This window comes from Polaromonas aquatica (genome assembly GCF_050626995.1).
Classification (GTDB): domain Bacteria; phylum Pseudomonadota; class Gammaproteobacteria; order Burkholderiales; family Burkholderiaceae_C; genus Polaromonas; species Polaromonas aquatica_A.
In genome coordinates this window covers 1,555,722-1,575,353 of sequence record NZ_CP192467.1, presented here as the reverse complement: position 1 = coordinate 1,575,353, position 19,632 = coordinate 1,555,722, and the positions used below count along the sequence as shown (strand labels likewise).

Genomic DNA, 19,632 nt, shown 5'->3' with positions numbered 1-19,632 from the left:
CAAGTCAACAGGGACTGGGGGATTTCGCTTCAGGTGAAGGCGGCCATGGTTTTGGGCGTTACGGGCATCATTGCTAGCGGACAAACCGGCCGCCCCGTCCAATGATGGTCAGGTCGGTATAACGCGAGCCTTCGTGATTCTTGGGTCCATAGCTCACGATGAAGCCGCCAAGGTTGACCTCGCGCATCGACTCCAGCCCGGTAACCAGGCCCTCGCGCGTCAGTGTCTTGCCGGCGCGGCGCAAGCCTTCGGTGAAGACCTTGGCCGCCATGAAACCCTCCATGCTGGAGAAGTCAAAATCCTTGTGGCCGGCTTCTGTCATGCGCTGCTGGTATTCGCGCACGATGGCCGATGACGGTGTGTAAGGGAAGGGCACTACCTGCGAAATCGTCACCCCTGCGCCTGTGTCGCCCAGCTCCTCGGCCAATGCCTTTGAGCCGACAAAACTGACGTTGAAGAACTGGCCGCCATACGCCTTGGCCCGGGCCTGCTTGATCAGCGCCGCGCAGGACTTGTAGGCGCTGATCTGGATCACCGCTTCGGGCGCCGCCTTGAGGATCTCCGCCAGCGGCGCTGTCACGTCCACGCTGTTGCGCTCGACCGTGACGCTGGCCGCCGGCTTGAGGTTGCGTTTGGCCAGCGCCCGCGTCACGCCTTCGAGTCCGGCCTTGCCGTAGGAGTCGTTCTGGTAGAAGACGGCAATCTTGGTGATGCCGACGGTACTCAGGTGCTGCACGATACGCTCGGTTTCATCAAAGTAGCTGGCGCGCACATGGAACAGGTTGCGGTTGAAGGGCTCGCGCAGCGCCTGCGCTCCGGTGAAGGGGCCCACCAGCGGAATGCCCGCCGCATTGATGGCCGGTACCGCGGCCAGTGTCGTCGGCGTACCGACCGAGCCGATCAGTGCGAACACCTTGTCTTCTTCTATCAGCGCCTTCACTGCGGCCGCCGCTTTTTCCGGCTCATAGCCGTCGTCACGTGAAACCAGCTTGAGGGTGCGGCCGTTGACGCCGCCCGCAGCATTGACGGCATTGAAATGGGCCAGGATACCCATCTGCATGCGTTTGCCCAGCTCGGCCGCGGGCCCGGTCTGGGCCGCGAACTGCCCGATGCGAACTTCAGTATCCGTGACGCCGACTTCCGCCGCCTGGGCGGCGCCGGCGGCTGCGAGTGCGCAGACTGCAGCAAAGGTTTGCAACATTGCGCTGTACGAGAACCATGGCTTGACGTTCATCTGGAGGACCCTCCGAAGGCTCAATGGCCGATGTTGTCTGGCTGTATTGGACTTATGCAATCCGCTTCTTATGTGCTTGCAAGGTATTCCAATGCCGGTGGTTTGGCAACGCGGTAAGCCCGTGACTGGGCGGTTTAGGGTCCAGATTCGTGAAAAAAGCCGGATTTTGGGCCCAGATGTGAGCGCTGGTTACACGCCCAATGCCAGCCGGGTCGTGTTTTTCACTTCTTCCATGACCGCGTAGGTGCGGGTTTCGCGCACGCCTGGCAGCTGCCAAAGCACCGTACCGGCAAAGGAGCGGTAGGCGGCCATGTCGGCCATGCGGGTCTTGAGTAAATAGTCAAAGCCGCCGGCCACCATATGGCATTCGGTGATTTCGGGGTGCACCTGCACCGCCGCCTTGAAGGCTTCAAACACGTTGGGCGTGGTGCGGTCCAGCAGCACTTCGACAAACACCATCATCCCCGCGCCCAGCTTGAGGGGGTTCAGCAGCGCTTCATACCCCAGGATGTAGCCATCCCGGGTGAGGCGCTGCACACGGGCCAGCACCGCCGTAGGGGACAGCGCCACGCTTTCAGCAAGTTTGAGGTTGGAAACCCGGCCGTCCTGCTGCAGAACATTCAGGATTTTCAGGTCAATGCGGTCAATGTCTGGTGATGTTTCGAGCATGAGTAGTGAATTATTCGGAGAATTGTCCAAATTTAGCGGGAAATTCAGCATGCTTCAAGAGAATATCGCCATATCGAGCCTGAATTGGCTGCTTTCACCGTGAAACCCTCTATGGAGTCCCCAAATGCCAATGTCCCCCCGCCTGCCGTTTCCCTATCGCCCTGAAGCCGACATCGTCGCTGGCCATCTGCAGGGTCTGGCAGGCGCGCTCGACTGGGCGGCGGCGGCGCACTCTGCCCAACCTTGGGTGCAGGCCGTGCGCGACAACCCGCCGCCCTTCTGGGCCATGGAAAGCCTGCTCAAGGAATACCCGATCTCCAGCGCCGAGGGCCTGGCCCTGATGCGCCTGGCTGAAGCGCTGCTGCGCGTCCCGGATGCGGAAACCGCGATTGCGCTCACGGCCGACCAGCTGGGCCGTGCTGATTTTGACGGCGCAGGTGATGGTGTGATGGCGCGGCTGTCGGCTTCGGCGATCGCGATGTCCAAGATGTTTTTGCCCGAGGGCGGGCACCCAAACCTCATGAGCAAGCTGGGCGCGCGCACCGTGGTGGCTGCCACCTTGCGCGCGGTGCAATTGCTGGGCCGGCAGTTTGTACTCGGCCAGACGATCGGTGATGCCATGGCCGAGGCCGACGACAGCCGCAAAAAAATCCCCAATCTGCGTTTCAGCTACGACATGCTGGGCGAGGGCGCGCGTACTGGCACCGACGCGCTGCGTTATCTGGCCAGCTACACGAACGCTATCAAATCAATAGCTACTCGCGCTCAATCGACTGGGGCTACAGAGAAAAATGATGGAATTTCCATCAAGCTCAGCGCGCTGCACCCGCGCTACGAGGACGCCCAGCGTGAGCGTGTGATGGCCGAATTGGTGCCGCGCGTGTGGGGCTTGTGCGAGCTGTCGGCCCGGGCCAATATCAACCTGACGATTGACGCGGAAGAGGTCGACCGGCTGGAGCTCTCGCTGGACGTATTTGAGGCGCTGGCTGCTCTCGTGGCAAAACATCACCCGCAGTGGCAGGGCTTTGGCCTGGCCATGCAGGCTTACCAGACCCGCGCGCTGGAGCTGATCGGGCACATCGCCGCCATCGGCCGCAAATACAAGCTGCGCCTGATGTGCCGGCTGGTCAAGGGCGCGTACTGGGACTCGGAAATCAAGCGCGCGCAGGAGATGGGGCTGCCGCATTACCCGGTGTTCACGCACAAGCACCACACCGACGTGTCTTACCTGGCTTGCGCGCAGGCGCTGCTGGCCGTGCCGGATGCGATCTACCCGCAGTTTGCAGGCCATAACGCCGCCACCATCGCCGCGATTTTGCAGATGGCGTCGCGCAATGCAGTTCCGTTCGAGTTGCAGCGGCTGCACGGCATGGGCGAGGGTGTGTTTCGTGAGGTGCTGAAGAACCCGTTGATCAGCTGCCGCGTGTATGCCCCCGTGGGCGCCCACCGGGACCTGCTGGCCTACCTGGTGCGCCGCCTGCTTGAGAACGGCGCCAACTCTTCGTTTGTGCACCAGCTGGCCGACGAGTCGATCGGTATGGGCGAACTGCTGACGTCCCCGCTGCGCCTGGAGTCCGAATCGTCGCTGCCGCTGCCGCCCGTGCTGTATGGCCCGGGCCGGCCCAACAGCCGGGGGCTGGACCTGACGGTTCAGAGCATGCGCGCGCCGCTGCTGGACGCGCTGGCGACCACGCGGGTTCCCGTGGTGCCGGAGTTCGATGTCAAATCGGCCGCCAGCGCAATCATGACGGGCGCAAACAGCTATCAAAAGTGGAGCAAAGTGCCCGTTGCCGAGCGTGCCGCCGTCCTGCGCCGTGCCGCTGACGCGCTGGAGCAGCAGATGCCGAAATTTTGTGCGCTGCTGGTGAAAGAAGCCTTCAAGACCTGGGGCGACGCGGTGTCCGAAGTGCGCGAGGCGGTGGACTTTTTGCGCTACTACGCCAACGAGGCGGAACGCATCATGCAGCCGGTGGCGCTGCCCGGCCCGACGGGCGAGACCAACGAGCTGCGCCTGGCGGCGCGCGGCGTCTGGGTCTGCATCAGTCCCTGGAATTTCCCGCTGGCCATCTTCACCGGCCAGGTCGCGGCAGCGTTGGCGACAGGCAATGCGGTGGTCGCCAAACCCGCCGAGCAAACGCCCGGCGTAGCCTGGGAAGCCGTGAAGCTGTTGTATGAAGCCGGCGTGCCCGAGGGCGCATTGCAGTTGGCCCACGGTCCCGGCGACACCGTGGGCGCCGCGCTGGTGGCAGCGCCGCAGGTGGCCGGCGTGGTGTTCACCGGCTCCACCCAGGTCGCCAGGATCATCAACCGCGCGCTGGCCGCCAAAGACGGTCCCATCGTCCCGCTGATCGCCGAGACCGGCGGCATCAACGCCATGCTGGTGGACAGCACAGCCCTGCCCGAGCAGGTGACCGACGCCGTAGTGCAAAGCGCATTCCGTTCCGCCGGCCAGCGCTGCTCGGCGCTGCGCCTGCTGTGCGTGCACGAAGGCATCGCCGACCACGTGATCGAGATGATCAAGGGCGCCGCGCAGGAACTCGTGGTGGGCGGGACGGCCGACCTGGCGACAGACGTCGGCCCGGTGATTGACCGCGAAGCCTTTGACAACATCCAGAAGCACCTGGAGCGCCTGAATTCAACGTCAAAAGTGGTTGTAAGCCAGGTAAATAATGCACAAGCCGCTCCTGATTTAATAGCAAATACCGTTCCTCCCTCAGCCTTTGAAGTGAGCAGCCTGGCAGAGGTGAAAGATGAAATCTTCGGCCCTGTGCTGCAGATCGTGCGCTGGGGCAGCGGCGAGCTGGCCACGCCGGAGGCCGTCACCGCGCAGATCAATGCGCTGGGCTACGGCCTCACGCTCGGTATCCAGACCCGCATCGATTCGCGGGCACAGGCGCTTGCGGCCAGCGCCCATGTGGGCAACATTTATGTGAACCGCAACATGATCGGCGCGGTGGTCGGGGTGCAGCCGTTTGGTGGTGAAGGCCTGTCCGGAACGGGGCCCAAAGCGGGTGGGCCGCATTACCTGTATCGCTTTTGTGCGGAGCAGACGGTGACAGTGAATACGACGGCGGCTGGGGGGAATGCGGCGCTTCTGGCTGGAGGGGCTTGAGGGCAGGTCGCTGTTTGTACCGACAGGGCGCTCTTTTCTAAGTCCTGCTGGCCGGGGGTAGCCCGGCAGCTACTCACTTTTCTTTTGCTTCGCCAAAAGAAAAGTAAGCAAAGAAAAGGCGACCCTGCTGTCTGCGTCCCCTTCGCTGCGCTCCGGGGCAACCTGCGGTGCTCGGTCCAGCCGGGGTCAAAAACAACTCGCTCCGCTCAAACAAGTTTTTGCCCTGATCCGTCTGGCCCTCCGCTCCTCGGCGCATACAGAAGGGGTGGGAAGGGAACCAATATCCAACAGCCCAAGACAAGAACCCGATACCTGGAGAAACAAGGACACGCCATGGCGTGTCCTTGTTGGTATTCGTCTTTGTATTCGAATTCGGACTTCCCCGTTCTGGCTGGGCCGAGCAGCGCAGACGGAGGCGGAAGGTCGGGCCGCAGTTGTTTGAGCGAAGTGCAACGTAGCGAGTTCTGCGGAACGCCGCCGGAGTCGAGCAGCGCAGGTTGCCTGAAGCGAAGCGTAAGGACCCAGACTGCGGGTCGCCTTTCTTTTGGTGACTTTTCTTTGGCGAAGCAAAGAAAAGTTACTTGCAGCCGGGCAACCCCCGGCCAGCCACTCTCAGCAGAGCGCGCAACAATAGCAATAAAGACTGATCAACCGAGTGGATCTGCCGCTGGACAGGGCACTGCGTGCCGAAGCGTCAGATCTCCCCCGCACAAACCTCCCGAACACAACTCCGTAGCCATCGATGCGCCGGATCCGCATCCAGGCGCGGATGCCAGAGCAATGACACCGTGATCTCCGGCGTGAAAACCGGCAGCGCAAAACTATGCATTCCGGCGCGCAGGTTTCCTGTGTGCCGTTCAGGAACCGTGGCGATCAAGTCCGAAGCCCGGGCCAGTGCCAGCGCCGCCGCAAAACCGCCAACGATCGTGGCGATCTCCCTTTGCAGCCCCAACGGCGCCAGGGCACCATCCACCGGCCCCTGGCCGAGGCCCCGCCGCGAGACTTCGATGTGCCTGCCGGCCGCATAGCGGGCGGGCGTGATTTCGCCTTCGCTGAGCGGGTGCCCCATTCGCACGACGCCGATGAAACGGTCCCGAAACAGTGCCTGCACGCGCAGCTCCGGTGCTGCCGTCTTTCCCACCACGCCGGTTTCCAGGTCTACGAGCCCGTCGCGAAGGGGCGTGCTGTCCTTGTCGAGTTTTTGTATGAAGCACAGCCGCACGCCAGGTGCCTCCTTGCCGACGCGGGCAATGAGCGCCGGCCCGAAGTTCTCCACAAAACCTTCGCGCGTGCGCAGCGTGAAGGTTCGGGCCAGTTGTTTGAGCTTGAGCTTTTGGGCGGGACGCAGCACCGCTTCGGCGTGCTGCACGAGCTGGCTGACTTGTTCACGCAGCTCGATGGCGCGCGGTGTGGGAACGAGGCCGCGCCCGGCCCTGACGAGCAAAGGGTCGCCCGTCGTTTCGCGCAATCGGGCCAGCGCCCGGCTCATCGCCGAAGGGCTTAGCCGCAGGCGCCGGGCCGCGCCCGCGACGCTGCCTTCCGCGAGCAGCACATCCAGGGTGACAAGCAGGTTGAAATCGGGCGTGGACATGCACGGACCATAGCGTATTTGCGCATGATATGGCGTCAGACACACATATAAAGTGCAAATGGTGCGTCTTCCGCCATGTCAATCAAAGCACTACGCTTCAGGCAGCTCCATTTTTGGGGCTACCAACCCGTCTTCACTGGATTGATCTTGACCACTTCCGACGCTTCCGACGCTTCCGACGCTTCCCACGCGTCCCCGCGCTCATCCCAAAACGCAAATACCGAACCGGAGCCGTCCGTGCGGTGGGTGCTTGCCAGCCTTTCGCTGTCGATGCTGCTGTCGTCGCTTGGCACCAGCATCGCCAATGTAGGCTTGCCGACGTTGGCCCAGGCTTTCAATGCATCTTTTCAGGAAGTGCAGTGGATCGTCCTGGCCTATCTGCTTTCCATCACCGCTCTGATCGTCAGCGCCGGACGGCTTGGGGACCTGATGGGCCGGAAGCGCGTGTTGCTGGCGGGCATCTTCCTGTTCTCGGCGGCCTCGATCCTGTGTGCCGTCGCGCCCACGCTATGGCTGCTGGTTGCTGCCCGGGCGGCACAAGGGCTGGGGGCGGCCGTGATGATGGCGCTCACCATGGCGCTTGTTGGCGAGGCGGTTCCAAAAGCCAGGACCGGCAGTGCCATGGGACTGCTCGGAACGATGTCCGCGGCCGGCACTGCGCTGGGGCCGTCGTTGGGTGGCGTGCTGATCGCCATATCGGGCTGGCAGGCCATTTTTTGGGTCAATGTACCGCTGGGTATCCTGACTTTTTTCCTGGCCCGTCGCTACCTGCCTGCTGGCCCCAACGGACCAACGGCGGCGTCCCCGCGCTTTGATCATGGGGGCACGCTGCTGCTGGCACTGACGCTCGCGGCTTATGGGCTGGCCATGACAACGGGGCACGGCAATTCTGGTTTGCCCAACATGGCGCTGCTGCCGGCGGTTGTTCTCGGCGCCGGCCTTTTTGTGTTCGTCGAATCGAAAGCGAAATTTCCCCTGGTCCGGCTCGCGATGTTCCGCGCCCCAGGTTTCAGTGCAAGCCTTGCCGCGAACATGCTCGTTGCGACGGTGATGATGGCAACGCTCGTCGTCGGGCCGTTTTACCTGTCTCGTGCTCTCGGGCTCAACGCCGCGCTGGTCGGCGCCGTCATGTCGATGGGCCCCATCATTTCCGCATTGAGCGGCGTTCCGGCCGGCCGCATGGTGGATCGCCTGGGAGCACCGTCCATGGCCATCGCCGGTCTCATCGCCGTTGCCGCCGGCGCGGCGGCGCTGGCCGCGCTCCCGGCGTTGGTGGGTATTGCGGGTTACGTGGCCGCCATGTTTATCCTGACTCCCGGCTACCAGCTGTTCCAGGCTGCCAACAACACGGCAATCATGGCGAATGTTGCTTCGGACCAGCGGGGCGTCGTTTCCGGCATGCTCAGCCTGTCGCGCAACCTGGGGCTCATGACGGGAGCCTCCGCGATGGGCTCCCTGTTCGCGTTCGCATCGGCGGCCACCGACATCACGGCGGCTAGCCCGGGGGCTGTTGCCACCGGCATGCAGGTCACGTTCGCGGTTGCGGCGGTGCTGGTTGTCATCGCAATCACAATCACTATTGCTTTCGGAGGCCGTGTGCGCGCAAAACCCAGGCTCAGCCAGTAGCCTTCTCTTCTTTTGTCACCAGCCAGATCCCGTAGCAAACCAGCAATAAGGCCAGCCCGTTTTTCCACTCCAGGAATCTCTCATCCAGAAACACCGCCGACAGCAGCGTCCCAAAAATCGGGATCATGAAGTTGAATACCGTGATCATGCTGACCCGGTTGTACTTCAGCAAAATCGTCCACAGTGAAAATGCCGCTGACGAGAGCACCACAAGGTAAACCATCAGCAGGGTCGACTGGAGCGTGAAGCCCGTCAGCGTTCCACCGGTCGCAACACCGATCAGCAGCAGGGCCAGGCCGCCTATGGCCAGCTGCCAGCCTGTGAGCACCACGGAGTCCACGCGCTGCGACACCTTCTTGCCGTAAATGCTGGCAGCGGACAGCACAAAGGCAGCGATCACCACAAAGCCTTCGCCCAGCAGCGTGAAGTCGAAAGCCAGCAGGCCTTCGCTGAAGTTGACCACCATCACGCCGGCAAAACCCGCCACGCAACCCAGCACCTTGTTGAAGCTGAGCCTGTCGTTCTTGTAGATGTAATGCGCCAGCAGCACGCTGAAGAAGGTGCCCGTTGCATTCATGATCGAGCTCTTCACGCCCGTGGCGTAGGCCAGGCCGATGTAGAAGAAAACGTACTGCAGACTGGTTTGCGTGAGCCCCACGAGTGTGACCTGGCCGAAGGTGCGACGGTCCAGCTCGAATACCGGCTTCTTGCTGAGGAGTGCGAACACCAGCAGCACCAGGCCGGCAAACACAAAACGCCAGCCCGCGAACACCAGCTTGGAGGGAATGTCATCGGCGGCGATGTGGAACAGAGCGTAGCCGTTCTTGATCGCGGGGTAGGCGCTGCCCCAAAGCAGGCAGCACAGCGAAGCCAGCAGGAAAACGACTTTGCGCTGGGTGAAAAACGTGGAGCTATTCAAAACCTGGATCCGTTGAAAAATAGATGAAAGGGACGCGGGCCGGGGGCAAGAGCCGCTCACAAAGCCCAGCGAAGCGGTCCTGGCTAGGCGCGCCGCCGCAGACAGTGCACCAGCACGGCAAGGCGGCGCAACAACGCCAGGAGGGATTTGAGCGGCTCTACAGCAGGCGTGCCAGATAGCGCCCGGTATGACTTGCCGGATTGGCCGCGATGTCTTCCGGCGTTCCCACGCCCACGACGGTACCGCCGCCCGCGCCGCCTTCCGGCCCCATGTCGATCAGCCAGTCGGCTGTCTTGATGACGTCCAGGTTGTGCTCGATCACCACAATCGTGTTGCCCGCGTCGCGCAGCTGGTGCAATACCTTGAGCAGCAGGTCGATGTCGGCGAAGTGCAGGCCGGTCGTCGGTTCATCGAGGATGTACAAGGTGCGGCCGGTGTCGCGTTTGCTCAGCTCCAGCGCAAGCTTGACGCGCTGTGCCTCGCCACCCGAAAGCGTGGTGGCGGCCTGGCCCAGCTTGATGTAGGACAGGCCCACGTCGAGCAGGGTGTGCAGTTTGCGTGCAATGGTCGGCACAGCCTTGAAGAACTCGGCGGCAACTTCCACCGTCAGGTCGAGGATCTGCGCGATGTTCTTGCCCTTGTATTGCACCTCGAGTGTTTCGCGGTTGTAGCGCATGCCCTTGCAGACATCGCAGGGCACATACACATCGGGCAGGAAGTGCATTTCGACTTTCACCACGCCGTCGCCCTGGCAGGCTTCGCAGCGGCCGCCGGCCACGTTGAAGCTGAAGCGGCCGGCGCCGTAACCGCGTTCGCGCGCCGTGTTCATCTCGGCCATCAACTCGCGGATCGGCGTGAACAGGCCGGTGTAGGTGGCCGGGTTGCTGCGCGGTGTGCGGCCGATCGGTGACTGGTCCACGTTGATGACCTTGTCGAAATGCTCGATGCCTTCAATGGCTTCGTGCGGCGCTGGTTCTTCATGCGCACGGTACAGCGTGCGCGCCACGGCGGCATACAGCGTGTCGTTGACCAGGGTCGATTTGCCGGACCCGGAGACGCCCGTCACGCAGGTGAGCAGGCCCACCGGGAACTCAACGCTCACGCCCTTGAGGTTGTGGCCGGTGGCGTTGATGACGCGCAGCGCCTGCATGTCGCCCAGCGTGGCCTGGTGAATCGCTTCGCGGGCGGCGCGGCGTTCGGCGGCCGGGCTTTGCGGAAAGCGCGAGACCTTCTTTTTCTCGGCCGCTTCCACCGCCTTGACGGTTGGCAGCCAGGGTGTGCGGCGCTGGGGCACGGCGATCTTCAGTGTCTGCGCCAGGTACTTGCCGGTCAGCGAATCGGGGTTGTTCTTCACCTCGTCAAACGTACCCTGGGCCATCACACGCCCGCCGTGGATGCCGGCGCCCGGCCCCATGTCGATCACGTGGTCGGCGGCGCGGATCATGTCTTCGTCGTGCTCGACCACCAGCACGCTGTTGCCAATGTCGCGCAAATGCTTGAGCGTGCCGATCAGGCGGTCGTTGTCGCGCTGGTGCAGGCCGATGCTGGGCTCGTCGAGCACATACATCACGCCGGTCAGGCCCGAGCCGATCTGCGACGCCAGGCGGATGCGCTGCGATTCGCCGCCCGAAAGCGTTTCGGCGCTGCGGTCCAGGCTGAGGTAATTGAGGCCCACGTCATTGAGGAACTTCAGGCGCAGGCCGATCTCACGCACCACCTTGGCGGCAATCTCGGCTTTGGCGCCTTCCATCTTGAGGCCGTTGAAATACTCAAAACTCTCGCGCAGGGTGGCGCGGCTGATCTCATAGATCGCCTTGCGCTGGGGCTGGTCAGCGCCCTCGGGCGCGCTAACCAGGTAGACGTGGCGCGCCTCGGTGCGCAGGCGCGTGCCTTCGCAGTCGGGGCAAGGCTGAACGCTGCGGTAGCGGGCCAGCTCCTCTCGTACGGCGGCGGAGTCGGTTTCGCGGTAACGCCGTTCAAAGTTGGTGATGACGCCTTCAAACGGATGTTTTTTGGTGATTTTTTTGCCGGCGAAATTGCCTGAATCCATCACGTAGCTGAATTTGATTTCTTCTTCGCCCGAGCCGTATAGAACAACCTGCCGCACGTTGTCGGGCAGGTTCTCAAAAGCGGCGTCGATGTCGAATTTGTAGTGCTTGGCCAGGCTCTCGAGCATCGAGAAGTAGTAGCCGTTGCGCCTGTCCCATCCCTTGACGGCGCCGCTGGCCAGGCTCAATGACGGGAAGGCCACCACCCGCGCCGGGTCAAAAAATTCCATGTGGCCCAGGCCGTCGCAGGTGGGGCAGGCTCCGACCGGCGAATTGAATGAAAAGAGCCGCGGCTCCATCTCGCTGAGCGAGTAGTCACACACCGGGCAGGAAAATTTCGCGCTGAAGAGGTGTTCTCTGGCTGTGTCCATTTCGAGCGCGATCGCCTTGCCGTCGGCCAGGCGCAGCGCCGCTTCAAAGCTTTCGGCCAGCCGCTGCTGCATGTCCGCGCGCACCTTGATGCGGTCAATCACCACGTCGATGTTGTGCTTCTCGGTCTTCTTGAGCTTGGGCAGGTCGTCAAACTCATAGGCCGTGCCGTCGACGCGAAAGCGCACATAGCCTTGCGACTGCATTTCGGCGAACACGTCGACGAACTCGCCCTTGCGGTCGCGCGCCACAGGCGCCAGGATCATCAGCTTGGTGTCTTCGGGCAGGGCCAGCACGGTGTCGACCATTTCGCTGACGCTTTGCGCCTGCAGCGGCAAGTCGTGGTTCGGGCAGTAGGGCGTGCCGGCACGGGCGAACAGCAGGCGCAGGTAATCGTGAATTTCAGTCACCGTGCCCACGGTAGAACGCGGATTGTGCGATGTCGCCTTCTGCTCGATGGAGATCGCGGGCGAAAGGCCCTCAATCATGTCCACGTCGGGCTTGTCCATCAGCTGCAAAAACTGGCGCGCGTAAGTGGACAGGCTTTCGACGTAGCGGCGCTGGCCCTCGGCATAGAGCGTGTCAAAGGCAAGGGACGACTTGCCCGACCCGCTCAGCCCGGTGATCACCACAAGCTGGTTCCGCGGGATATCGAGGTCGATATTTTTGAGGTTGTGCGTGCGCGCACCCCTGATGCTGATGCGCTGGGCTGCAAGCACTTTGGCAAGGTATTTGCTATCGTCAGGAGAGTTCAAAATGTGGGCGCCGCAAAACTCTCCATCATAGACCGAAGCACTGTTTCAAGCACAATAGCCGGTTGGGTACCGGCCGGACGGCTGGGGGTTGTTGTGTCTCGAAGGCCGATTCCCGTTTTGACCCCTTCTTAGTCCTTGCTCAGCCCTTTTTCAGCCCCTTTTTGCTCCTTTTTATCCCTTGACTGCGCCTTCCGCCCCTTTGTCCTTCCCGATGACAGCCACCGAGCGGCGTGCCAGTGTTTCGCTGGCGTCGATTTTTGCGCTGCGCATGCTGGGCCTTTTCCTGGTGCTGCCCGTGTTTGCGCTGGAAGCGGCGAAGTACCCCGGCGGTGATGACCCGGTACGGGTCGGGCTGGCCATGGGCATTTACGGCCTGACCCAGGGATTGCTGCAAATTCCGTTTGGCATTGCATCGGACTGGTGGGGCCGAAAACGTGTGATTATTTCCGGGCTGGTGATTTTCGCGCTGGGCAGCCTGATGGCGGCCTGGGCGCCTGACCTCAGCTGGTTGATTGCCGGCCGTTCACTGCAGGGCGCTGGCGCCATTTCGGCTGCCGTGACTGCGCTGCTGGCCGACGCCACGCGGGACGAGGTGCGCACCAAGGCCATGGCGTTGGTGGGCGGCAGCATTGCGCTGATGTTTGCGCTGTCGCTGGTGGCGGCCCCGTTGCTGGGTGGGCTGATCGGCCTGCACGGCCTTTTTGCGCTGACGGGCGTGCTGGCGCTGGCCGGCATCGCGGTGGTGGTCTGGTGGGTGCCGCCTGAGCCGCAAGAGCACATCAGCCGCCCGCGCGGCAGCGTGGCCGAAGTGCTGAAAGACGTGGCCCTGCTGCGGCTGGATTTTGGTGTGTTCATCCTTCACGCCGTGCAATTGGCCATGTGGGTCGCCATTCCAGCCCTGCTGGTTGGCGCCGGGCTGGACAAGGCCGGCCACTGGCAGGTCTACCTGCCGGCGGTGCTGGCATCGTTTGTCGTGATGGGCGTGACGCTGTTCCCGCTGGAAAGGCGGGGCTACCTGCGGGCCGTATTCCTGGGGGCTATCGGCCTGATCGGGCTGGTTCAGCTGGGCCTGCTCTGGGCGACTGTGGTGGCTTCGGGTTCTGGCGCTTTGCCGGCACCGTATGGCATGGGCGTGCTGGCGGTTTTGCTGTTTCTGTTTTTTTGCGGGTTCAATGTGCTGGAAGCGACGCAGCCCAGCCTGGCGTCCCGCGTGGCGCCGGCACATGCGCGCGGCGCGGCCCTGGGGGTGTACAACACGCTGCAGTCGCTCGGTTTCTTCGCCGGTGGCGCCGTGGGCGGCTGGCTCACCAAAACACAGGGGGCTGAAGGGCTTTTTGCCGTGTGCGGCGGCCTGATGCTGCTGTGGCTGCTGGTGGCCTGGCCCATGCGGGCGCCCAGCCGGCACGGGGCCGCGGCAGTTACAGGCGGGCATGGCGCTGCCCGGCCAGCCAGTTAAACTCTGATGTCAGGTTAGACCAGGAAGATCAGGAGAACACCCCATGGCATCCGTCAATAAAGTCATCGTCGTCGGCAATCTCGGCCGCGACCCCGAAATGCGCACTTTCCCCAGCGGCGACCAGGTCGCCAACGTCACCATTGCCACCACCGACAAATGGAAAGACAAGCAGAGCGGCGAAATGAAAGAAGCCACCGAGTGGCACCGCGTGGTGTTCAACGGCCGCCTGGCGGAAATCGTCGGCCAGTACCTGCGCAAAGGCTCGCAGGTCTATGTCGAAGGCAGCCTGCGCACGCGCAAGTGGACCGACAAGGACGGCATCGAAAAATTCACCACCGAAATCCGCGCCGACCAGATGCAGATGCTGGGCAGCCGCCAAGGCATGGGCGGCCCCGGGGGCGATGACGGCGGTGGCGGCGGCTATGAAGCCCCGCGCCAGTCTGCGCCAGCGCGTGCACCCGCTGCGGCGGCACCCCGGCAGGCGCCTGCGGCCTCCAGGGCGGCCAGCGGTTTTGACGACATGGACGACGACATCCCATTCTGAAACCTGCGAAGCATTCCGGCCTCCGGCAACGGGCAAGGCCCCATTAAAGCCCGCTTGTGCGGGCTTTTTCTTTTTCGTTTCACCCTTTCCACTCCCTCTTCTTTTGCTATCTATTTAATAGCTGTCTGCCCAGGGTTTGCATGAGCGAGAGCCGGATTTGCGCCGCAAAAAGAATGACCCATCGTCAACCGCTGCGCAAATGCGGCATGGTGGCCTAGGCGTTGAATGCGCGTTCTCTTACAAGTGGCGGGGCACACAGGCGTTGTTCATGGATAGCATCGGAAATGATCGGCTATCCCGCCTGGGCAACCCGGTTCTCTCCCAGAACAATAGATCCACATGAAACGCCTCCCGTTCTATCGCGCTTCTCCATTTTCTGTTTTCGGGCCCGTTGGCGCGGCCTTGTTGGCCGGCCTTTGCGTCATGGCACCGGCCCAGGCGGGCGGCAACACCGAGCCGCTCACCGATATCCTCTCGACACCCGGAAGCGCGGGGCTGGGCTTTGTGACCCGTATCGAGCGCTCGCCCTACAAAGATGCGGGCACGCGTTATGACCTGCTGCCGCTGTATCTGTACGAAGGCGAACGGCTTTTCCTGCATGCCAACCGCGGCGGGGTGAAGCTGATCAACGGCACCGAGCAGCGTCTGGACCTTTTTGTGGAGCAACGCCTGGAAGGTTTCCCGGCCGACCGTCTGCCTGCCAGTCTCACCGGCATGTCGCCGCGCGATTCCGCCATTGACCTGGGCCTGGCGTATCGATGGCGCCAGCCCTGGGGAACGCTGCAGGCCGAACTGGTGCAGGACGTCAGCAGCACCTACAAGGGCAACGAATTTCGTATCGGCTACACCTACGACTGGCGCTCCGGCCCGTGGATGCTGCGCCCCAGCCTGACGGTGGCGATGCGCGACGCCAGGCTCAACAACTATTACTACGGCGTGCAGGCCAGTGAGGCCACCGCCGGCCGCCCTGCCTATGCACCGGGTGCGGGCGTGCAGACCTCGATCGGCCTGTATGGCTCCTATGACATGACCGAGCGTTGGCGGCTGCTGGCGGGTGTTTCGGCGACCCTGCTGGACAGCAAGACCAAGAACAGCCCCATCGTGCAAAAAGGCGTGCTGCCGGCGGTGTATGTGGGAGCGGCCTACGACTTCGGCGGCCACAAGCGCGAATGGGCTGAAGAGAGCTCGCCCACCTACTTCAAGCTGCTGTACGGCAAATCCACCGAGGACGGTTGCCACCTGGCCAAAATCATCACGGCGCAGTGCCTGTCGACGGCAAAAGTCAATTCGACCCGCATCACCGGCATTCAGGTGGGCAAACCCTTCCTGAACAACGTGAACGGCTGGCCGCTGGACTTCATCGGCTACGTCGGCCTCACCCACCACGACGAACGCGGCCTGCAGGCCAACGGCGCGCAACTGGACCTGTTCATGAAAGCGGTTTATTCAGGCTTCCCCTGGAGCGACCGTGTGAAGACCCGCCTGGGCCTGGGCGTAGGGGTGTCGGTAGCGCAGCGTGCACCCTACACTGAGGCCACCAGCCAGGCCGCCGCCGGCAAGTCGCCTTCGCGCGTCCTGAATTTCCTGGACCCGACGCTCGACGTGAGCCTGGGCGACCTGATCGGCTACCGGCCGCTGAAAGACACCTATATCGGCTTCGGTGTGTCACACCGTTCCGGCATCTTCGGCTCGTCGCGCCTGCTGGGCAATGTCAACGGCGGCTCCAACTACATCTACACCTATATCGAATCGGCGTTGTAGCGGCTGAAGCCGCTGGTCCGCCGGTTGGTGTGCGGCGTGATGCTATGAATTCAGGAGCTGCCGGCGCCCGTAATTATTGGGCTAAGCCCTGATTTGAGTAACAACCAGTCCGTGAAGCAGCTGAAGCAGCGTTACAGTGCGCCCCAGCCCGAACTCATGTCCATGGCATGGATGACGTCATCCGTCGCCATCTTGAGCGCCGACACGTCCATCATGACGAGCCGTATGCTGGCTTTCCCCGTGAGGTCATCCTTGTACATGCGCGCCTGGGCGTTTACGTAAAGGGGCAACTGCCGGGTTCGCCGGACTTCCAGCGAAGACGAGAAAACTTCCTCACTGCTTTCCTGCGCCGCTGCCAGCAGCTTGTCCGCACTGGCCGCGCACGTCGCACCAAAAAATTCCCGCAGGTTGCGGCCTGTGAGGGCATTGGGGCTTTGCCCCAGCAGCATGGCCGCGCGGCCGTTGAGCTCCAGAATTTTCCCGTCCATCGAAAGCGTGAAGTAACCGACTGGGGCGGATTCATAAAGGTCCTGGTATTTGGCCCGCAGTTCGTTGGCCTGGGCAAAGGCCTCGGCAAGCATCTCGTTTTGCATTTCCAGTTCGATCTGGTGCACCTGCAATTCGTGGATCAGCTTGAGATGATCCGTTTCGTTGTCGGGCAGCAGCCAGGCCTTTTGGGCTGCAAGCTGTTTTTCAGCCCTGCTGCGCAGCACTTCAGGGCTTAAGAGGGACATATTCATGGATCTCCTCGGGGTGCCGCGGCCGGGATATGCTGCGGCGTAGACTATCGGATCATGCGAAGCAACGGCCCCCAGTTTTACCAAACATGACATCCCAATACAAGCCAGCCTCTCCTGCTGCGGAGGCAAACCCGATAGCCGTTGTGGGTATTGGCGCCTCTGCAGGCGGGCTGGAGGCGCTGGAGCAATTTTTCTCCCATCTGCCGGCGGACAGCGGCTTTGCCTGTGTGGTGGTGCAGCACCTCGATCCTGACAAGGACAGCGCGCTGGTGCCTTTGCTGCAGCGCGTGTCGCTGGTGCCCGTGGTGCAGATCAAGGACCGTACACCGCTGGCACGCGACCATGTCTATATCGCCCCGCCGGGCTTTGAGGTGTCCATCCTGCATGGGGTGCTGCACCTGCTTAAACCACCGGCTTCGCAAGGGCCGGGGCTTCCCATCGATTCGTTCTTTCGATCTCTGGCGCTGGACCAGCAGATCAGGGCCGCCGGGGTGGTCCTCTCGGGCATGGGCTCCGACGGCACCCTGGGGGCGCGCGCCCTGAAGGAAAAGGCCGGCATCGTGCTGGCGCAATCGCCTGAATCTGCCAGGTTCAGCGCCATGCCCCGCAGCGTGATCGATGCCAGCCTGGCTGACATCGTTGCGTCTCCCGGACAGCTGCCCCAAAGGATCGGGGCTTACTTCACCCATCTCATGAGGACAGGCGATATCGCGGACGACGAGGCCGAACCGCGGGCGGAAAGCCTGCATTCGATGCTGGAGAAGGTGCTGATCCTGGTGCGCAACCAGACGGGCCACGACTTCAGCCTCTACAAAAAAGGCACGGTGTACCGGCGCATCCAGCGGCGCATGGCCATCCATCAGATCGACACCGCCGACGCCTATGTGCGCCATATCCAGGACAACGCTTTCGAGGCCGATCTGCTCCACAAGGAACTGCTGATCGGCGTCACCTGTTTCTTTCGCGATCCGCAGGTCTGGCAGCAGCTGCGGCAGGAGGTTTTCCCGCGGCTGATCCAGGACAGCCCCGCAGGGAGCGCCTTGCGCGCCTGGGTGGCGGCTTGCTCCACCGGTGAGGAAGCTTTTACGCTCGCCATGGTGTTTGCCGAGGCTGCCGCCGAATTCGGCAACCCTCATGGGGTGACGCTGCAGATTTTTGCGACGGACCTGGAAGAAGATTCGGTGGCCAGCGCGCGCAAGGGCTTCTACCCGGAAAACATCTCGGCCGATGTGTCGCCGGAGCGGCTGGACCGGTTTTTCACCGCAGTGGCGGGCGGCTACCGCGTCAAGCAGGACATACGCTCCATGGTCGTCTTTGCCCAGCAGAGCATCGCCAGCGACCCGCCCTTTGCACGGCTGGACATACTGACCTGCCGCAACCTGCTGATTTACCTGGAGCCCGAGCTGCAGCAAAAACTGCTGCCGCTGTTCCATCGCAGCCTCAATCCCGGCGGCATCCTGGTGCTGGGCACGGCCGAAACCATCGGCCAGTCCAGCGACCTCTTCACCCCCCTGGGCGCGAAAACCCGGATTTACCGCCGCCTCGACGTATCCACGCGGCCTGCCAATCTCCCGCCCTATCCCGAACTGCTCATGCCCACACCCGCGCATTCTGCATCTCCACGCCAGCCCTCTCCGGGCACCGGCAGTCTGCAAGTTCTGGCCGACCAGGTCCTGGCGCGAAAGTACGCCCCGGCCGCAGTACTGGTCAGCGCGCAGGGAGACATCGTTTATTTCAGCGGCAAGACCGGCAAATACCTGGAACCCGCCGCAGGCAAGGCCAACCTGAACCTTTTTGCCATGGCGCGTGCCGGACTGAGCCAGCCGCTGAGCGAGGTGTTCTATCGCGCTCTGCGGCAAAAGGCCGCGGCGGTGCTGGATCCGGTGACGGTCGATGTGGATGGAAAACCTCTTGCCTTTGCTGTCACGGTGGAGCCGCTCAACGCGCCCGAATCGCTGCAGGGCCTGGTTCTGGTGGTGTTTGCCGATGTGCCGCTGCCTTTCGCGCGGCCGGCCAGCGCCGGTGCGGACAGCGAGGCCGGGACCGACCATGAACGGCAGGTGTCGGATCTTTTGCGCGAACTGGCCCGCTCGCGCGAGGAACACCAGGCTACGCGCAACGAAATGCAGGCGGCCCAGGAAAGCCTGATGTCCGCCAACGGAGAACTGCAATCGGCCAACGAGGAGCTGACCACGTCGTGCGAAGAGATGCAGTCCATCAACGAAGAGCTGCAGACTGTCAATGCCGAGCTGCAGGCGCGCGTGGACGCGCTGGCGCGCGCCAGCGACGACATGGAGAACCTGTTGAACGCCACCGACATCGCGACGGTATTTCTGGACCAGCGCCTGAACGTGCGGCGCTTCACCACACGCAGCCGCGGGCTCTTCAAACTCATTGCCGGCGACGTCGGCAGGCCCATCACCGACATCGTGTCCGAGATGGATTACCCGGACCTTGCCAGTGACGCCCGTGAGGTGCTGCGTACGCTGATGTTCCAGGAGAAGGAGGTGACCGCCAGCGGTGACCGCTGGTTCATGGTGCGCACCATGCCGTACCGCACGCAGGACAACCGCATCGACGGCGTTGTCATCACCTTCACCGACATCAGCGTGGCCAAGCGGCTGGAAGCCTCGCTGCGCAAGGCCGGGGCCGGCACCGCACAGGCGAAGGCCACCCAGGCAAAACCGGCCAGCCGCCGCAGCACCAAAAAGAGCGGGCAGGCTGGCCCTGGCGAACAGGGCACCCAGGATGGCGGAGAAGACTGAATCTGCTGAACCTGGTTTGCTATTTAATTAATAGCGAGTTGCG

At 62.8% G+C, this 19,632-nt stretch carries 12 protein-coding genes; 6 read left to right on the top strand and 6 right to left on the bottom strand.

Going from position 1 to position 19,632, the window contains the following annotated elements; all coding sequences use genetic code 11:
* Positions 1-73: 73 nt before the first annotated feature.
* A complete protein-coding gene (locus ACQ4MS_RS07510) occupies positions 74-1,234 on the bottom strand; it encodes an ABC transporter substrate-binding protein (protein ID WP_431098777.1) in 1,161 nt (386 codons plus the stop codon).
* 189 nt (positions 1,235-1,423) lie between these two features.
* Positions 1,424-1,903, bottom strand: a complete 480-nt coding sequence (locus tag ACQ4MS_RS07505) for an Lrp/AsnC ligand binding domain-containing protein (RefSeq protein WP_431098776.1) — start codon at positions 1,901-1,903, stop codon at positions 1,424-1,426.
* Between the two features lie 124 nt (positions 1,904-2,027).
* Between ACQ4MS_RS07505 and ACQ4MS_RS07500 the strand changes: the two genes are divergently transcribed.
* The gene (locus ACQ4MS_RS07500) at positions 2,028-5,015 is read left to right on the top strand and encodes an L-glutamate gamma-semialdehyde dehydrogenase (protein ID WP_431098775.1); all 2,988 of its coding nucleotides are present in this window, start codon (positions 2,028-2,030) and stop codon (positions 5,013-5,015) included.
* 694 nt (positions 5,016-5,709) lie between these two features.
* Here ACQ4MS_RS07500 and ACQ4MS_RS07495 read toward each other — a convergent pair.
* Complete coding sequence (locus ACQ4MS_RS07495; protein ID WP_431098774.1) at positions 5,710-6,606, bottom strand: LysR family transcriptional regulator; 897 nt, start codon at positions 6,604-6,606, stop codon at positions 5,710-5,712.
* Between the two features lie 141 nt (positions 6,607-6,747).
* Here ACQ4MS_RS07495 and ACQ4MS_RS07490 point away from each other — a divergent pair, with 141 nt between their 5' ends.
* Positions 6,748-8,232 (top strand): MFS transporter, encoded by a 1,485-nt coding sequence (locus tag ACQ4MS_RS07490; RefSeq protein WP_431099554.1) that lies wholly within the window; start codon positions 6,748-6,750, stop codon positions 8,230-8,232.
* On the opposite strand, the gene ACQ4MS_RS07485 is transcribed toward ACQ4MS_RS07490, so the two are convergent.
* Positions 8,222-9,151: a DMT family transporter gene (locus tag ACQ4MS_RS07485; RefSeq protein WP_431098773.1), complete on the bottom strand. Its 930-nt coding sequence runs from the start codon at positions 9,149-9,151 to the stop codon at positions 8,222-8,224. The genes ACQ4MS_RS07490 and ACQ4MS_RS07485 overlap by 11 nt on opposite strands.
* Before the next feature lie 157 nt (positions 9,152-9,308).
* Positions 9,309-12,323, bottom strand: coding sequence for an excinuclease ABC subunit UvrA (uvrA, locus tag ACQ4MS_RS07480; protein WP_431098772.1), 3,015 nt, complete (start codon positions 12,321-12,323; stop codon positions 9,309-9,311).
* A 211-nt stretch (positions 12,324-12,534) separates the two neighbouring features.
* Here uvrA and ACQ4MS_RS07475 point away from each other — a divergent pair, with 211 nt between their 5' ends.
* From ACQ4MS_RS07475 to ACQ4MS_RS07465, 3 genes are all read left to right on the top strand, one after another.
* The gene (locus ACQ4MS_RS07475; protein ID WP_431098770.1) at positions 12,535-13,779 is read left to right on the top strand and encodes an MFS transporter; all 1,245 of its coding nucleotides are present in this window, start codon (positions 12,535-12,537) and stop codon (positions 13,777-13,779) included.
* Between the two features lie 43 nt (positions 13,780-13,822).
* Positions 13,823-14,323: a single-stranded DNA-binding protein gene (gene ssb, locus ACQ4MS_RS07470; RefSeq protein WP_431098769.1), complete on the top strand. Its 501-nt coding sequence runs from the start codon at positions 13,823-13,825 to the stop codon at positions 14,321-14,323.
* A gap of 339 nt (positions 14,324-14,662) precedes the next feature.
* On the top strand, positions 14,663-16,084 hold the full coding sequence (locus ACQ4MS_RS07465) for a MipA/OmpV family protein (RefSeq protein WP_431098768.1): 1,422 nt from the start codon (positions 14,663-14,665) through the stop codon (positions 16,082-16,084).
* Between the two features lie 131 nt (positions 16,085-16,215).
* On the opposite strand, the gene ACQ4MS_RS07460 is transcribed toward ACQ4MS_RS07465, so the two are convergent.
* Positions 16,216-16,824 (bottom strand): PAS domain S-box protein, encoded by a 609-nt coding sequence (locus tag ACQ4MS_RS07460; protein WP_431098766.1) that lies wholly within the window; start codon positions 16,822-16,824, stop codon positions 16,216-16,218.
* An 86-nt stretch (positions 16,825-16,910) separates the two neighbouring features.
* On the opposite strand from ACQ4MS_RS07460, the gene ACQ4MS_RS07455 reads away from it, so the two are divergent.
* Positions 16,911-19,589, top strand: coding sequence for a chemotaxis protein CheB (locus ACQ4MS_RS07455; protein ID WP_431098765.1), 2,679 nt, complete (start codon positions 16,911-16,913; stop codon positions 19,587-19,589).
* Positions 19,590-19,632: the final 43 nt, after the last annotated feature.

Coding starts and splice junctions, on each gene's coding strand:
- ACQ4MS_RS07510 (WP_431098777.1), bottom strand. CDS start 1,234: ATGAACGTCAAGCCATGGTTCTCGTACAGCGCAATGTTGCAAACCTTT.
- ACQ4MS_RS07505 (WP_431098776.1), bottom strand. CDS start 1,903: ATGCTCGAAACATCACCAGACATTGACCGCATTGACCTGAAAATCCTG.
- ACQ4MS_RS07500 (WP_431098775.1), top strand. CDS start 2,028: ATGCCAATGTCCCCCCGCCTGCCGTTTCCCTATCGCCCTGAAGCCGAC.
- ACQ4MS_RS07495 (WP_431098774.1), bottom strand. CDS start 6,606: ATGTCCACGCCCGATTTCAACCTGCTTGTCACCCTGGATGTGCTGCTC.
- ACQ4MS_RS07475 (WP_431098770.1), top strand. CDS start 12,535: ATGACAGCCACCGAGCGGCGTGCCAGTGTTTCGCTGGCGTCGATTTTT.
- ssb (WP_431098769.1), top strand. CDS start 13,823: ATGGCATCCGTCAATAAAGTCATCGTCGTCGGCAATCTCGGCCGCGAC.
- ACQ4MS_RS07465 (WP_431098768.1), top strand. CDS start 14,663: ATGAAACGCCTCCCGTTCTATCGCGCTTCTCCATTTTCTGTTTTCGGG.
- ACQ4MS_RS07460 (WP_431098766.1), bottom strand. CDS start 16,824: ATGAATATGTCCCTCTTAAGCCCTGAAGTGCTGCGCAGCAGGGCTGAA.
- ACQ4MS_RS07455 (WP_431098765.1), top strand. CDS start 16,911: ATGACATCCCAATACAAGCCAGCCTCTCCTGCTGCGGAGGCAAACCCG.